At 65.8% G+C, this 14178-nt stretch carries 20 protein-coding genes; 12 read left to right on the top strand and 8 right to left on the bottom strand.

Translation table 11 applies throughout. The features are described from left to right. The first annotated feature begins 317 nt into the window (after positions 1 to 317). Both ACAH01_RS14660 and ACAH01_RS14655 read left to right on the top strand, forming a co-directional pair. Positions 318 to 1418 (top strand): glycosyltransferase family 4 protein, encoded by a 1101-nt coding sequence (locus ACAH01_RS14660; protein ID WP_170093391.1) that lies wholly within the window; start codon positions 318 to 320, stop codon positions 1416 to 1418. A gap of 30 nt (positions 1419 to 1448) precedes the next feature. Then, positions 1449 to 1826 (top strand): hypothetical protein, encoded by a 378-nt coding sequence (locus ACAH01_RS14655; RefSeq protein WP_170093392.1) that lies wholly within the window; start codon positions 1449 to 1451, stop codon positions 1824 to 1826. Between the two features lie 203 nt (positions 1827 to 2029). On the opposite strand, the gene ACAH01_RS14650 is transcribed toward ACAH01_RS14655, so the two are convergent. After that, positions 2030 to 2350, bottom strand: coding sequence for a DUF5783 family protein (locus ACAH01_RS14650; protein WP_372479683.1), 321 nt, complete (start codon positions 2348 to 2350; stop codon positions 2030 to 2032). Positions 2351 to 2572: 222 nt separating this feature from the next. Here ACAH01_RS14650 and ACAH01_RS14645 point away from each other — a divergent pair, with 222 nt between their 5' ends. Next, entirely contained in the window at positions 2573 to 3253 is a 681-nt protein-coding gene (locus ACAH01_RS14645; protein ID WP_372479682.1) for a hypothetical protein, read from the top strand. A 232-nt stretch (positions 3254 to 3485) separates the two neighbouring features. Here ACAH01_RS14645 and ACAH01_RS14640 read toward each other — a convergent pair whose 3' ends face one another. Continuing rightward, positions 3486 to 4166: a DUF502 domain-containing protein gene (locus ACAH01_RS14640; protein WP_372479681.1), complete on the bottom strand. Its 681-nt coding sequence runs from the start codon at positions 4164 to 4166 to the stop codon at positions 3486 to 3488. Between the two features lie 270 nt (positions 4167 to 4436). Here ACAH01_RS14640 and ACAH01_RS14635 point away from each other — a divergent pair, with 270 nt between their 5' ends. After that, complete coding sequence (locus ACAH01_RS14635; RefSeq protein WP_372479680.1) at positions 4437 to 5561, top strand: hypothetical protein; 1125 nt, start codon at positions 4437 to 4439, stop codon at positions 5559 to 5561. Positions 5562 to 5736: 175 nt separating this feature from the next. Here the strand turns inward: ACAH01_RS14635 and ACAH01_RS14630 are convergent, their stop codons facing one another. The 4 genes from ACAH01_RS14630 to ACAH01_RS14615 form a co-directional block, all read right to left on the bottom strand. Then, the gene (locus ACAH01_RS14630) at positions 5737 to 6981 is read right to left on the bottom strand and encodes an aminotransferase class V-fold PLP-dependent enzyme (protein WP_170093396.1); all 1245 of its coding nucleotides are present in this window, start codon (positions 6979 to 6981) and stop codon (positions 5737 to 5739) included. 178 nt (positions 6982 to 7159) lie between these two features. Beyond that, on the bottom strand, positions 7160 to 7450 hold the full coding sequence (locus tag ACAH01_RS14625; protein ID WP_015762209.1) for a DUF424 domain-containing protein: 291 nt from the start codon (positions 7448 to 7450) through the stop codon (positions 7160 to 7162). Then, complete coding sequence (locus ACAH01_RS14620; protein WP_153552369.1) at positions 7447 to 8223, bottom strand: tetratricopeptide repeat protein; 777 nt, start codon at positions 8221 to 8223, stop codon at positions 7447 to 7449. Before ACAH01_RS14620 ends, ACAH01_RS14625 begins: the two co-directional genes overlap by 4 nt. Positions 8224 to 8260: 37 nt before the next feature. Beyond that, a complete protein-coding gene (locus ACAH01_RS14615; protein WP_170093397.1) occupies positions 8261 to 8473 on the bottom strand; it encodes a hypothetical protein in 213 nt (70 codons plus the stop codon). Positions 8474 to 8543: 70 nt separating this feature from the next. On the opposite strand from ACAH01_RS14615, the gene thpR reads away from it, so the two are divergent. Further along, positions 8544 to 9104 (top strand): RNA 2',3'-cyclic phosphodiesterase, encoded by a 561-nt coding sequence (thpR, locus tag ACAH01_RS14610; RefSeq protein WP_170093398.1) that lies wholly within the window; start codon positions 8544 to 8546, stop codon positions 9102 to 9104. A gap of 8 nt (positions 9105 to 9112) precedes the next feature. Here thpR and ACAH01_RS14605 read toward each other — a convergent pair whose 3' ends face one another. Beyond that, on the bottom strand, positions 9113 to 9379 hold the full coding sequence (locus ACAH01_RS14605; RefSeq protein ID WP_170093399.1) for a hypothetical protein: 267 nt from the start codon (positions 9377 to 9379) through the stop codon (positions 9113 to 9115). 201 nt (positions 9380 to 9580) lie between these two features. On the opposite strand from ACAH01_RS14605, the gene ACAH01_RS14600 reads away from it, so the two are divergent. Continuing rightward, complete coding sequence (locus ACAH01_RS14600; protein WP_170093400.1) at positions 9581 to 10384, top strand: ZIP family metal transporter; 804 nt, start codon at positions 9581 to 9583, stop codon at positions 10382 to 10384. Positions 10385 to 10452: 68 nt separating this feature from the next. On the opposite strand, the gene ACAH01_RS14595 is transcribed toward ACAH01_RS14600, so the two are convergent. Beyond that, entirely contained in the window at positions 10453 to 10962 is a 510-nt protein-coding gene (locus ACAH01_RS14595; protein ID WP_206039132.1) for a hypothetical protein, read from the bottom strand. Positions 10963 to 11115: 153 nt separating this feature from the next. On the opposite strand from ACAH01_RS14595, the gene ACAH01_RS14590 reads away from it, so the two are divergent. The 6 genes from ACAH01_RS14590 to ftsY all read left to right on the top strand — a co-directional run bounded on the left by ACAH01_RS14590 (position 11116) and on the right by ftsY (position 14133). Next, positions 11116 to 11268 carry a 50S ribosomal protein L39e gene (locus ACAH01_RS14590; RefSeq protein ID WP_015762202.1) on the top strand — a complete coding sequence of 51 codons (153 nt, stop codon included), beginning with the start codon at positions 11116 to 11118 and terminating at the stop codon, positions 11266 to 11268. Then, a complete protein-coding gene (locus ACAH01_RS14585; RefSeq protein WP_153552375.1) occupies positions 11268 to 11546 on the top strand; it encodes a 50S ribosomal protein L31e in 279 nt (92 codons plus the stop codon). Before ACAH01_RS14590 ends, ACAH01_RS14585 begins: the two co-directional genes overlap by 1 nt. Positions 11547 to 11549: 3 nt before the next feature. Next, the gene (locus ACAH01_RS14580) at positions 11550 to 12215 is read left to right on the top strand and encodes a translation initiation factor IF-6 (RefSeq protein WP_372479679.1); all 666 of its coding nucleotides are present in this window, start codon (positions 11550 to 11552) and stop codon (positions 12213 to 12215) included. A gap of 175 nt (positions 12216 to 12390) precedes the next feature. Continuing rightward, the gene (gene rpl18a, locus ACAH01_RS14575) at positions 12391 to 12564 is read left to right on the top strand and encodes a 50S ribosomal protein L18Ae (protein WP_170093402.1); all 174 of its coding nucleotides are present in this window, start codon (positions 12391 to 12393) and stop codon (positions 12562 to 12564) included. Further along, complete coding sequence (gene pfdA / locus ACAH01_RS14570; RefSeq protein WP_170093403.1) at positions 12561 to 13022, top strand: prefoldin subunit alpha; 462 nt, start codon at positions 12561 to 12563, stop codon at positions 13020 to 13022. Before rpl18a ends, pfdA begins: the two co-directional genes overlap by 4 nt. A 7-nt stretch (positions 13023 to 13029) precedes the next feature. Further along, positions 13030 to 14133: a signal recognition particle-docking protein FtsY gene (gene ftsY, locus ACAH01_RS14565; protein WP_170093404.1), complete on the top strand. Its 1104-nt coding sequence runs from the start codon at positions 13030 to 13032 to the stop codon at positions 14131 to 14133. Positions 14134 to 14178 lie beyond the last annotated feature (45 nt).

The raw sequence follows: 14178 nt of genomic DNA, 5'->3' as shown, positions 1-14178 counted from the left end.
GAAGGCTGGCCGCGAAAACAAGAGTCGACATCGCCGTCATCAGAGCACTGGCCAGGTCGGGGCGACAGATCCGCTGGTCGGCCACACTCCACAGGGCTGGACACCGTAGACCGTGGTCGACAGGAACCACGACGCAGCCGCCCGCGTTCTCGGCCGCTCCGGTTGGTTCTCACCCCGGGTGGTGTCTCTCGCGGTCCGTCCGAATCCTGTACTCGACCTGCCGTGGGCTCGGCCCCTCGGTACGCTCTGGTAGCTGACGAGTCGCTCGCCTGGACCGCCACGATAGGACTTTATCCGCTCCGCCCCACTGGACACCTGTGGCCCGGATCGCCGTTCTTCACAACACGCTCGATCTACGCGGGGGGGCCGACGCGGTCTGTCTGCACGTCTGTGAGGCGCTGCAGGCAGATCACGAGGTGACGCTGTTTACGCTCTCACGGACCGACATCGACGACCTGAACGACCTCTTTGGGACCGACGTGTCCGTGACGGTCGAGCGCCCACTGGCCGGGCGTCGACTCGCCGACTGCTTCGCCGCCGTCGCGCCGGTGGTGGGGCCGCAACTCCCGCTCCGGAGCGTCCTGCTCGTCACAGCCTTCCGGCGGCGTGCCCACGCCTTCGACCTCGCAGTCAGCACGGCCAACGAGATGGCACTCCCGCTCCCCTCGGTCCAGTACGTCCACTTCCCCCAGTTCGCTCAGTACCACTGTCCGGCTGGCGGCTTCGACCGCTGGAATCGACTGTGGTCCCGACTGGCAGGTCCCGGCCGGGAACTGCCCACGGACGCAACCGTCCTCGCCAACTCCGACTGGACGGCCGACGTGGTCGCGGCGACCTACGACCGCCGGCCGACCGTCCTCGCCCCGCCGGTCGACTCGATCCCGCCGGCCTGTCCGTGGGACGAGCGCGAGCGTGGGATCGTCACCGTTGGCCGTCTCGCACCCGACAAGCGGCCGCTGGCAGCGATCGAAGTCGTCGACGCGGTCCGCGAGCGCGGCCACGACTGCCACCTCCACCTCGTCGGGTCGGCGGCCTCGGCGTACCGCCAGTACGTCGAGCAGGTCGAAGCCGCTGCCCGAGACCGTTCGTACGTCACGCTCGAACGGGAGGTTTCCCGGGAGCGACTGGAACACCTGCTTGGCTCTCATCGCTACGGGCTCAACACGAAGCGCCGCGAGCACTTCGGGATGGCCCTGGCCGAGTGTGTGGCTGCCGGGATGCTCACCTTCGCCCCCGACAGCGGCGGGCAGCGCGATGTCGTCGGCGACGAGCGACGGCTGTTCACCTCGCTGGACGACGCCGCCGCTCGTATCGCACGGGCGATCGAACGCGACGAACGCCCGTCGTCGTCACGCGAGCGGTTCGACAGTGCCCGATTTCACGAGGCCGTGCGCCACCACGTCGCCGAGAGGCTGTAGACTGAAGTTCGAGCCGTCCGTACTATGAATATGGCATCGACGACTGCCGACCGACAGAGCGAGGGTACCCTCGCGACGGAATCGCTGACGACGCTGCACTGGGCCGGGATCGGCCTGGCTGCGATCACCGGGGCCATCCACCTCTGGCTGGGCGTGAGTTTTCTCTCCTCCCCGATGGGGCTCACCTTCCTGTTTGCCGGGGTCGTCTACGTCGGCGCGATTATCGGAGTCCTGCTCGACGTGCGGCGACGACTCCTGTACCTGCTGGGAATCCCGTTCACTGCCGGCCAGATCCCGATCTGGCTGGCGGTCAACTGGCCGGACCTGGGCGCGATCGGGATCGGCGACAAGGTAGTACAGGTGGCCCTGATCGCCGTTCTCGCAGTCCTGTACCGCCGGTCCGGGTAACTCGTCTTCTCTGGCGCTTGGCTTCCAGAAGACCGGAGCGAACGAAGTGAGCGCCGCCCCTCGCTATCTCGCGGGCCGTTCCTCTCCGCTCGATTGTCCGGCGAGGCATCGCTCCCGGTGGTCGCGATGCCTCTCGCCTGTCTCACGGCTCCCCGTGGTCGCCGTTCGAATGTCCGGAGACCCCTCGCTTCGCTCGGGCTCTCCTACCCCTCGAACCCGAAGACCTCCCGATGCTGGGACTCCAGTTCCTCGACGTACCGTTCCAGGACGGTCGCCAGTTTCTCGTCGTCGACGATGATCGCGGTCAGGCGCTCGGTCGGGTCCTCGGGGAGGTCGATCCCGAACTCGCCGTCGCCCTCGTAGACCGGCTCGGACTCGTTGAGGATCTGCTGGTCGATGGCGTGGATCAGTTCGGAGTCGTAGCGGTCGTTCATCACCTCGAAGGCCTGCTTGTAGGCCTTCTGTAGCTCGGTGAAGTAGTGCTCGTACTTGTCCTCGAACTTCTCGGGATCGAACGCAGCCATACCTGAGGCAAGCCGCCGACGCTACTAGTCGGCATCGAATCCGCTCGCCGCCGTCGTTGCCAGACACTACAGAAAGTTGATGTGATCGTTCGGGAATTGTCGAGTATGTGCCCCCGTCGTGGTGGCGGCTCCCTCCAGTCTGGCGGTCTCGACGCTCTCGTTCGGTTGTTGACGGTCCCGTTTCGGCATCCGGGCGTGGCCCGGTGCGTGATCCGGGACGGCTTGGTTACGACTGTCGCCTCCCTCATCGTCCTCCAGCGGTTCGTCTGGCTAACACTCCTCGACGGTCTGCTCGCTGGACGGCTCTCGGAAGGGACCGCCATCATCCTCGGCACGCCCACGCCGTTCGACATTCTGGTCTCAAAGGTGACCGTCGCCGGGCTCCTCGGTATCTGTGTCGGGACGACACGTCTCTCGTTCGAGTGGTGGCGAGCGGTGCGTGCGACGCTCCCGGATCCGTGGCAGCGACGCCGCCGGTTCGCCTCGTTCCTCGCTGGCGGTGTCGCCGTGTTCTCGGGAGCGCTCGCGGTCGCGTACTGGCCCCTCACGTCGTGGCTCCTCGACACCGCTGCCGTTCCGGCGGTCGTCCGCGGTGACTCACCGCCGCTGCACCCGTTCCAGTGGGCCGTCCACGTCGTTCGCTTCTGTCTGGCGTGTGGCATCGGCGGAGTCCTCGCGTACAGCGTGGGCGTCCTCGGGGCCAGTCGACTCGCGATGCCCCGGACTGTGATCGTCCAGGCTGTCGGCGTCGCCGCCCTGTTTGTACTGCTCGGCCCCGTCGTCTGGCGCTGGACGGTCCCGGTCCTGGTGTTCTGGGCAGGACCGATTGTCGCCGGAACTGCTCTGGGGACGGTGCTGGCGGTGCTCGGGGATCAATTGCGTGGCTGGCGTGGCGGAACGTAGTTCGGCCAGTACAGCACTGAACACACCGATCTCAGCAGGTGACGCACGGGCGGCCGTTCGACCACTCGCCGGGGAATCGAGTGTGTCGACTGCTGGGGCGGGCCAGTCGTCGCCGGGTTTCGTCCTGCTGACGACTCTCGGTCCGGTCGCGTCGGCGAAGGAGGGCCACGATCAGGCATATGTCTGACGGCTGCCGTCCAGAGATACCGGCGTCTCGGCTGACGAGTCCCCGCTACCGGGGATCCGTAGCCTCGTCGCGGGTCGCGATCGTCTCGCCCGGTGTCGCCGGGATCGACTTCGGCTCGCCGTCTTCGGTGACGCCGGTCGTCACGAGCAGGCGCAGGCCTGCCTTGACGCTCATGTCCGTCTCGTGGAGATCGCTCTCGGGAACGAGCGCGAGACGCCCGCCGGTGGGATTCGGGCTGTTGGGGAAGTAGACGTTGTACACCGATTTCCCACCGAAGGCGTCTACGTCGACCGGGCTGTCGCCGGTGACGAGACCGATGGAGTAGATCCCGTCGCGGGGGTACTCCACGAGGACGACGCTCTCGTAGGCTTCGTCGCGGTCGACGAGCGAGTTGGCGACCTGGCGGACGCTGGTGTAGATCGTGTTCACGAGCGGCACGACGTTGACGATCCGCCCCACGTTGCCGAACAGCTGCCGGCCGGCGTTGCGCTGTGCGAGCGAGCCGAGCAGGACCACCGCGACGAGGACGGCACCGATCGCGACGAACTGGGCCAGCAGCTGGTCGTCGCCGGTGTAGCTCGCCAGTCGCGTACTGGCGACGATCGGTTCCACGAGCTGGAGCGTCCAGTTGGCGAGTGTCCGTACGACGTAGACGGTCACGACCAGCGGCGCGACGAGGATCAGGCCGGCGACGAAACTGCGCCGCAGCCGGTCACTCAGGCTCATACTCTGTGATTTACGACACCCGGCAAAAAGGTAGCGCCACTCGCCGCGCCGTGCCCACGCACTCGGGAGGCCCGGAGCGACACAGTATCAGAACCGATAATTTGACGGCGTGTCTTATGTTCCGTTAGTCGCCTCCTTCTACTCGTATGCGTATCGCTCTGTCGACCCGCTTACTCGCTCGGGCGTCGACAGGACCCGTCTACCGTCGGCGGCCGAAGCACGGCGTCCCATGTAGCAGTATCGGCTCTGATACCTGCTGGGTGGTGGGCGATGGCTAGCCGGCCACGGGCCGGTCGCCGTCGCCTCGCCGCGCTCGCCGACGCCGTGAGCGTGGGGCCGATCCACGTCGTCACCGCGCTGCTGGTCGTCGCGGCGGTCGCCAGCGGCACACTGGCGGTGTCGGTCAGCGACGACGAGACGCAGGTTCGGCCTGCCGGCGGCGCGACGGTGGCCGAGCGGCTGGCCGACGCCGACGACGCCGAAACCGAGGGGGCCGCGGCTCGCCGACAGAGCGTCGGCGGTGCGACCGAGTCCGACGGTCCGACCGCGTCGGTGAACGCGACGGACACCGACGCCGACGGACTGGTCGACGAGCGGGAACGCCGCCTTGGAACGGACCCGACGGATCCCGACACGGACGGTGACGGTATCCCCGACGGTGCCGAGGTCGACGACGCGCTGTACCCCGACGCCGACCCGCTCGAACACGACATCTACGTCGAGGTCGACGCGACTGGGGAGAATCAGCTGAGCGAGGCTGCGGTCGACCTGATCGAGCGGACGTTCGCGGACGCGCCCGTCGAGAACCCGAGCGGTGAGTCGGGGATCGACATGCACGTGTTCGTCGACGACGGGGGACTCGAAAGCAACGCCACCGTCTACTCTACCGACAGACCCGGACCGCGCGACGACATGTACGACTTCCGCGAGGACTACTTCGACGCCAGCGGCTCGGCGTACTACTACGTCGTCCTGGCCGACGACGTGGCCTACGACGGACAGCCCCGCTACGTCGGTGCCGGCCGACCCGGTATCGTCGCGATGCAGACCTTCGACGCGCCGAAACTCACCGCGTCGCTGTTCATGCACGAACTGGGACACGCCTTCGGACTCGACGGCCGGGCCGAAGGCGTCGACAGCAAGACGTACTCCACCGAGGAGTACGACAGCGTCATGAACTACAACGGGCTGTACGACCAGCTCGATTACTCGAACGGGACGGACGGCCTCGGCCGCGACGAGTGGCAGTACGTCGCCCGAGAGCGCCACCAGCCCGGGACGACCGCTGACGCTGATCTCGGGCCAGCGACCGCCCACGGAGCGTGGCACCTCGCTCGCGGGACCGCGCCTCCGGCGCGGATGCTCGTCCGCTATGCGAACAGTTCGCGGGCCTGATCGAGCGCGTCGACCAGCGCGTCCACCTCCTCGCGCGTGTTGCGAGACCACCTTTTTGCTCTGCGGGTTCGCTCGCTGTGCTCGCGAACCGCTTGCGCAAAAACGTGGGTGAAAAACGCCGGTCCTCCCTGCAGTCGGACCGGTGAACCGCGCCTCCGGCGCGGATGCTCGTCCGCTATGCGAACAGTTCGCGGGCCTGATCGAGCGCGTCGACCAGCGCGTCGACCTCCTCGCGCGTGTTATAGATGTAGAAGGAGGCCCGCGTCGACGCGGAGACGCCGAGCTTGTCGTGTAGCGGCTGCGTACAGTGGTCGCCCGCGCGGACGGCGACGCCGTTGGCGTTGAGAATCTCCGAGACGTCGTGGGCGTGAATGTCGTCGAGCGTGAACGAGACCAGCGCGGCCCGTTCGTCGCCGCCCGGCCCCAGAATCTCGACGTCGTCGAACGCCTGGAGGCGGTCGTAGGCGTACGACGCCAGCTCCGTGCCGTGGCGGTGGACGCGCTCCATCCCGATCTCGTCGAGGTAGTCACAGGCTTCGGCGAGTGCGATCCCCTCGCTGATGACCGGCGTGCCGGCCTCGAACTTCCAGGGGAGTTCGTGCCACGTCGAGTCCTCGAACGAGACCTTCTCGATCATCATGCCTCCGTAGAGGTACGGCTGCATCGCGTCGAGCAGGTGCTCTTTGCCGTAGAGGACGCCGACGCCGGTCGGGCCACACATCTTGTGGCCCGAAAAGGCGAAGAAGTCCGCGTCGATGGCCTCCACGTCGACGGGCATGTGTGGCACCGACTGCGCCCCGTCGACGAAGATCAGCGAGTCGTGGTCGTGGGCGACGTCGGCCAGTTCGGCGACGGGGTTGACGGTCCCCAGCGTGTTCGAGACGTGGACGACGCTGACCATCTCGGTGTCGTCGGTGATCAGCTCGCGAGCGTGGTCCATGTCGAGGCGTCCGTCCTCGTCGACCTCGACGAACTTCACTGTCGCACCGGTCTTCTTGGCGATCTGTTGCCAGGTCACGAGCGCGGCGTGGTGCTCCATCTCCGTGAGGACGATCTCGTCGCCGGGGCCCAGCTCTGCCAGTCCCCACGCGTAGGCGACCGTGTTCATCGACTCCGTCGTGTTCTTCGTGAACACGACCTCTTTGCGCCCGCCGCTGGCCCCGATGAACTCCGCGACCCGGTCGTGGGCCTCCTCGTAGGCGATCGAGGCCTCCTGACTCAGCTGGTGGAGGCCGCGGTGGACGTTGGCGTTGTAGTGTCGGTAGTAGTGGCTGATCGAGTCGATGACCTGGTCGGGCGTCTGGCTCGTCGCCGCGTTGTCGAGGTACACGAGCGGCGTTCCGTCGAACTCCCGGTCGAGGATCGGGAACTCGTCCCGGATGGACTCGACGTCGAGGGCCTCTGTCTCACTGTGGCTCATTACCTGTAACGTAGGCTCGGACGGGGAACTTTCCTTCGGTTCGTCGGCTCGTTGCCAGGTCGCTCCCGCTGGTCGTCACTGTTTCGAGGCGTCCATGACTCCGGACACGCATGACGCCCAGACGGACGGCCACCAGTACGAGCCGCCGTCGATCACCCACTCGACGATCTCTGTCCCGTCACATCCAGAGCAGTTGTGCGTGGCGCGTCCCGTCGATGTCCAGCACGTTCTCCTCGTCGATGAACCCGTGTTCGACCGCCAGCGTGACGGTCTCGGTGCCAACGAGGTTGGCGACGGTACACTGCGAGAGGCTGTCGAGGACGGTCTGCTCGTCGACTTCCTCGCCGTCGTAGAACCCCTCGTCGACGGTCAGCGAGATCTCGCCGTCGTCGAAGGTCTCGCCGATGATGTCGGGATCGCACACGGAGACCAGCGTCCCTTCGTCGGTCTCGCGTTCGTTGAGGATCATTCGAGCAGTTCTTGTTCGGCCTCTTCGCGCATCTCTTCGGCTTCTTCGACCAGTTTCTCGGCGCGCTCGAACTCTTCCATCTCCTCCAGTGCGCGGGCCTTCTCTTCGAGGATGTCGGGGTTGCGAAAGCCGAGGCGGGTGGCGTTGTCGAAGGCGTCGACGGCGTCCTCGGCCAGCCCACGCTCCAGCAGGAAGAAGCCGCGGTTGTACCAGGCTTCGGCGAAGCGCGGGTCGATCTCGACCGCTCGCTCGGCGTGTTCCAGCGCCTGTTCGGTCCGCCCGGACTCCCACAGCGCGTACGCGAGGTTCGTCTCGGCCGTGGCCGCGTGCTCGTTGCTCGCGCTCGGCGCGTCGTCCCCGAGGGCACCGCCAGCGTCGCTCTCTTCCTCGACGTTGAGGGCTTCCCGGTAGGCACCGATGGCGGCGTCCCACTCTTCCATCTCGGCGTGGGCCGCGCCCTTGTTGGTCCAGGCCTCCTGTTCGATCCGCTCGTCGTCGGCGAAGCGAGCGGCTCGTTCGAAGGTCTCGGCGGCCTGTTCGTGGCGGTTGATGTGGACGTACGAGACGCCCACGTCGAGCAGTTCCTCGGCGTCGACCGCGTCGGTCGGGACGTTCTGCTCGTCGAGGATGTCGGTGACGACTCGGGAGTCGACGGGATCGACCTTGTCCGTGTCGACGGCCAGTTCGGGCGGATCGATGTCGAACCCTTCGTAGGGCTCGTCGAACCCCTGCCCGGAGGAGAACTCGTGGTCGTCGCGCTCTCGATCAGTCATACACCGGGGTTGGCGGTCAGGATGGTTAAGGGCTACGTCACTCGCCGTCCGCGGCGGTCGCGTCGGACTCGACGGCGTCTGGCGGAACGTAGACGGCACTCACAGCGAGGTACAGGAGACCGCCGACGACGAGGAGCGCGGCGATGGGGATGTCTTCCGAACTGACAGCACCGACCAGGAGTCCCACGGCGACCACGACGACCGCCGTACAGCGACGGACGGTCCGTTGCAGGGCGGCAGCGTCTTCCATATCGGTCCCTGTGCGCTGGGCGAAATAGTGGTTGTGGAAGACTCAAGTCGGCGACGCACGATCGTTCGGTATGAGCAAGCGACTGTTCGTCAGTGTCGGACTGGACGGGCTGTCCGAGGCGGTCGCCACAGTCCAGGAACCCTTCGTCGACGCCAGCGGCCTGAACCACGTCGACCCGGAGCAGGCCCACGTCACCCTGCAGTTCCTCGGCGAGACGGAGTCCCACCGTGTCGACGAACTCGTCGAGGAGCTACACGCCGCCGTCGCCGACAGCGGTGTCGATCCGTTCACCGCCAGCTTCGAGGGGCTCGGCGTCTTCCCGAGTCTGGACTACATCAACGTCGTGTGGCTGGGCGTCGAGGACGGCAGCGAGCAGCTGACCCGCCTCCACGACGCGATCGAGGACCGGACCACCGCGATGGGGTTCGAACCGTCCGACCACGAGTTCACGCCACACGTCACGCTCGCCCGCATGAACCACGCCGGTGACAAGGAACTGGTCCAGGATCTCGTTCGCGAGCGCAATCCGACTGTGGGGACGCGCCACGTCGAGGAGATCAGACTGACAGAGAGCGTCCACACCGACGCGGGGCCGCTGTACTCGACGGTCGCGTCGGTGCCGCTGTCGTGACCGGCCGATCAGGGACCCAGCCCGAGTGGTGCGCCCGGCTTGATCCGGGTTGCGATCCACTCTTCGCCCGCCGAGTCGGCCGGCGCGAGTGCGAGCCGGACCGTGGTGCCGACCGGCCGCGCCGCCAGCTTCTCGCGGACCAGCGCGTCGGCGTAGTCGACCACGTGGTGGGTGGTAGTCGTGCCGGTCTCCCGGACCGTCACCGAGCCGTCGTCGCCGACCGCACTCTCGATAACGAACGTCTTTTCACTATTTGCTGACTTCACCGTAGACATGTTTCTGAATTCCACTAATTCCTGTATAAACGTTCCCCAAAAGGTGGTTAGAACAGTTCGATGTGTTATACCGGTGCCCGCCAGTACAAGGACGATGTGACAATCGAAGGTGTACTAGGACTTCCCCGTCCCCCGATTTAGGGCTCCCAAAAACATCGGATTAGTGATAGTTTTTATCCCGTCGTATCTGCAAGGGTCGATATGGGCCTCGTCGAGAATCTCGTGTTGGTCTTCGTCGCTGGATTGCTCACGGCGCTGGCCACGGGACTCGGTGCGATCCCGTTTTTCGTCGTCGACGACTTCAGCGACCGCTGGAACGTCGCGCTGTGGGGTGTCGCGTCCGGGATCATGGTCTCGGCGTCGCTGTTCGGACTCGTCCGAGAAGGATTAGCCTACGGATCGTCGATCCTGCTGGTGCCCGGACTGCTGGCGGGGGTCGTACTCGTGGTCGTCGGTCACCGCGTGGTCGACTCTTACGACCACCACCCCGAGGCGTTCGAAGAAGCCGACTTCAAGAAGCTCGTCCTCATCCTCGGGGTGTTGACGATCCACAGCTTCCCGGAGGGCGTCGCCGTCGGCGTGAGCTTCGCCGAACTGGGGCTTGCCGGCGCGGAGACCGTCACCGTCCTCGGCCTCGGACTCCCGGTGCTCGCGGTGTTCATGACCGTCGCTATCTCGATCCACAACGTCCCCGAGGGCGTCGCCATCTCGATCCCGCTGCGGACGCTGGGGGTCAGCGAGTGGAAGATGGTGTGGTGGGCCGTCTTCTCGTCGCTACCCCAGCCCATCGGTGCGGTCATCGCCTTCGCGTTCGTCCGGCTGGCACGGGAGTTTCTGCCCTTCGGCTTCGGCTTCGCGGCCGGAGCGATGGTGTATCTCGTCGTCACGGAGTTCGTCCCAGAGGCCCTCGAATACGGGCGTGATCTCCCCGACGGCGGCCGGAGGGAACTCGTCACCGGAGCGGTTGCCGGCGTCCTCTTGATGGTGCCACTGGCGTTCGTCTGAGACGGACTGTTGTCGCCGTTTTGCCGGTCGACCCACGACAGCGGGGGACGCGATTTCGGAGCGGCCGCCTAGATGCGATTCTTGACGACTTCGAGGTCGACGAACGCGCTGAGGGGGTCCCCGTACTCGTCGACGCGGTTCTCCATCCGATAGTTCGAGTGGTCGACGACGAAGTAGTAGGGGCCGGCCACGTCGAGTGACTCCCGTGCGCCGTTCTGGGTCGACGCCTCGTAGGTCGACCCGTCGTCCGACTTCGGGACCGCGGCCTTGCTGAACTCCTCGTGGCCGCTCGGGGTCTCGGTGGGCTCCTCGTCTTTGACGTACGCGTCGTAGTGCTCGTACTGGTCTTCGCCCACGAACAGATACACGTCGAAGCGCCGGTCGTCCGACCGGACCGTATACGAGACGGCACCGCCGGTGTCGGACACGTCCGGTATCTTCTCGACCCAGCCGCTACCGGGCTCGACGCGGACGCTCTTTTGAACGCTCACGATCGCTTCTCCGCCCAGTCCCAGACAACCGGTGGCTCCGAGCGACACTGCGACGCCGGTAGAACGCAGAAAGCTCCGCCTTTTCATTACTGATACTATCACGATCACAACAGCATAATACTGTCTGGCCAGTTTCCATCTCTGATAACTCCCGGCACAGCGTCGTGGTCGTCGACGGTGTTGCCAAGGCTGGCCGAAAAGAACACACATTTAAGCTACGGCGCGGAAGGGACGCACATCATGAGCAACAAATCGAAAGCCCAGAAGAAGCGCCTGGCAAAGCTCGACCGCCAGAACAGCCGCATCCCCGCGTGGGTCATGCTCAAGACCGACCGCGATGTCCAGCGCAACCACAAGCGTCGCAACTGGCGGCGAGGCAACACTGACGAATAATGAGCGCTAACGACTTCGAGGAACGGGTCGTCACCGTTCCGCTCCGCGACGCAGACGCCGAAGCGAACCACAAGAAAGCAGACAAGGCGATGTCCATCGTCCGCGAACACCTCGCGAAGCACTTCGCCGTCGACGAGGACGCCGTCCGCCTGGACCCATCGATCAACGAAGCGATCTGGGAACGCGGTCGTTCGAACCCGCCGAGCAAGCTCCGCGTACGCGCCGCCCGATTCGACGAAGAGGGCGAGAGCGTCGTGGAAGCCGAGACTGCAGAGTAAATCTTGCTCCGCGCGGCCTTCTCGGGTTCGTCGTACGTCGGTGTCTTCGCACGGGCGACGGACGACTGTCTGCTGGTTCGCCCCGACATCGAGCAGTCGCTACAGGACGCACTCGGTGCCGAACTCGACGTGCCGGTCGTCCCGACCAACGTCGGCGGCTCCGGCACCGTCGGCGCACTCGCGACCGGCAACGAGAACGGACTCCTCGTCTCCAGTCGCGTTCGCGACCGCGAGGTCGATCGGATCACCGACGCCGTCGACCTCCCGGTCTACGAACTCCCCGGCCGGATCAACGCCGCCGGGAACGTCGTACTCTGTAACGACACCGGTGCGTACGTCCACGCGAAGCTCTCGGACGACGCCGTCTCGGTCGTCGAGGACGCACTCGACGTACCGGTCGAGCGCGGGACGCTCGCAGACGTCGAGACCGTCGGGACCGCCGCCGTCGCGACGAACCGCGGCGTCCTCTGTCACCCCAAGTCGACAGACCCGGAGCTCGACGCTCTCGAAGCGCTCCTGGGCGTGCCCGCCGACATCGGGACGATCAACTACGGCGGACCGCTGGTGGGCTCTGGCCTGCTGGCAAACACCAACGGCTACGTCGTCGGCAACGACACGTCCGGTCCAGAGTTGGGTCGGATCGAAGACGCACTTGGCTACATCGACTAGTTTCCCGTCGTCGGCGATTCGTTCCGTGTTCTCTCGGTGGCGCTCTCGCCACACAGTTCTCGTACGTACTACCAGTATCGACGAACGCCGCACGCTGGGCGCGAATCGATCGGCGACGCCCGTTCGCTGTCGCGCAAGGAGAAGATACTTCCCTATCCCCGCCGCATCCAGAGTCATGAGTGAATTCACGGTCACCGGGACGTTCGAATCCCGCGACGGCCCACAAGACTTCGAGAAGACGGTCGAAGCACCGAACGAGAACGTCGCGCGAGACCGAGCGTTCGCCGCCTTCGGCTCGGAGCACGGCCTCAAGCGCACACAGGTCGAGATCAGCGAGGTGGCACAATGATGGGCGGTGGCGGCGGTGGCGGCGGCCAGATGCAGCAGATTCAACAGGAGATCGAGCAGATCGAACAGGAGCAGGAAGCCATCGAAGAGGAGATCGAGTCCCTGCGCAACGAGCAGACCGAGATCGACGAGGCCATCGAGGCCATCGAGACGCTCGACAGCGGCGACACGGTGCAGGTCCCGCTGGGTGGCGACGCCTACCTCCGTGCCGAGATCCAGGACATCGACGAGGTCATCGTCTCGCTCGGTGGCGGCTACGCCGCAGAGCGCGCGGAAGCCGGTGCCATCGACAGCCTCGAGACGAAGAAAGACACCATCGACGACCGCATCGAGGACCTCGAATCCGACATCGCCGAGCTCGAAACCGAGGCCGAGAAGATGCAACAGCAGGCCCAGCAGATGCAACAACAGCAGATGCAGCAGATGATGCAACAGCAGGAAGAAGGCGACGACGAGTAAGGGGCCGATGTTCGACGGACTGAAAGACAAGCTCGGTAGCTTCACCTCCGACGTCGAGGAAGACGTCGACGACGAGGCACAGGAGGCCATCGAGGAAGACGCTGCCGAGGCAGACAGCGCGGCTCCCGAGAGCGATGCCGAACAGACGGACGCCGCTCTCTCGGCAGACGCGGACACAGCGGACGCTCAGGCAGCCGACGCGGACGATGCGTCGGACGACGACGGCCGCGGCCTGACCGAGAAAGCCAAGATCTTCGCGTCGGGCAAGTCGATCATCGACGAGGAAGACCTCCAGGACCACCTCGACGATCTGGAGCTTGCTCTGCTCTCAAGCGACGTGGAGATGGGCGTCGCCGGAGAGATCCTCTCGGGCGTCGAGGCGAACCTCGTCGGCGAGACGCGTCGTCGTCTCTCCAGTACGGGGAATCTCGTCCGCGACGCGCTCCGCGAGTCGCTGTACGACGTGATCAGCGTCGGGCAGTTCGACTTCGAGCAGCGGATTCGCGAGGCCGACAAGCCGGTCGTCATCATCTTCACCGGCGTCAACGGCGTCGGAAAGACGACGACGATCGCCAAGCTCTCGGAGCGACTCGAACGGCAGGGGCTCTCGACCGTGCTCGCGAACGGCGACACCTACCGTGCGGGGGCGAACGAGCAACTTCAGAAGCACGCCGACAACCTCGGCCGGACGCTGATCTCCCACGAGCAGGGGTCCGATCCCGCCGCGGTGATCTACGACGCCGTCGAGTACGCCGAGGCGAACGACACCGACGTAGTGCTTGGCGACACCGCGGGGCGGCTTCACACCTCGGACGACCTGATGGCCCAACTGGAGAAGATCGACCGCGTGATCGATCCGGACATGACCGTCTTCGTCGACGAGGCAGTCGCGGGACAGGACGCCGTCAACCGGGCTCGCGAGTTCGACGAGGCCGCCGAGATCGACGGCGCGGTGTTGACGAAAGCCGACGCCGATCCCCAGGGCGGGGCGGCGATCTCGATCGCACACGTCACCGGGAAACCGATCCTCTTCCTTGGTACCGGCCAGGAGTACGACGATCTCGAACGGTTCGATCCGGAAGAAGTCGTCGACCGACTGCTCGACGCCTGAGTACGCGTCTCCGTTTTTTCGCGATCTCCGACGCGAACTGCCGCC

Origin of the sequence: Halomicrobium sp. HM KBTZ05 (assembly GCF_041530035.1) — an archaeon.
Taxonomy (GTDB): Archaea; Halobacteriota; Halobacteria; order Halobacteriales; family Haloarculaceae; genus Halomicrobium.
Note: the sequence above shows the minus strand (reverse complement) of the source record. Positions and strands in the feature narration are given on the sequence as shown.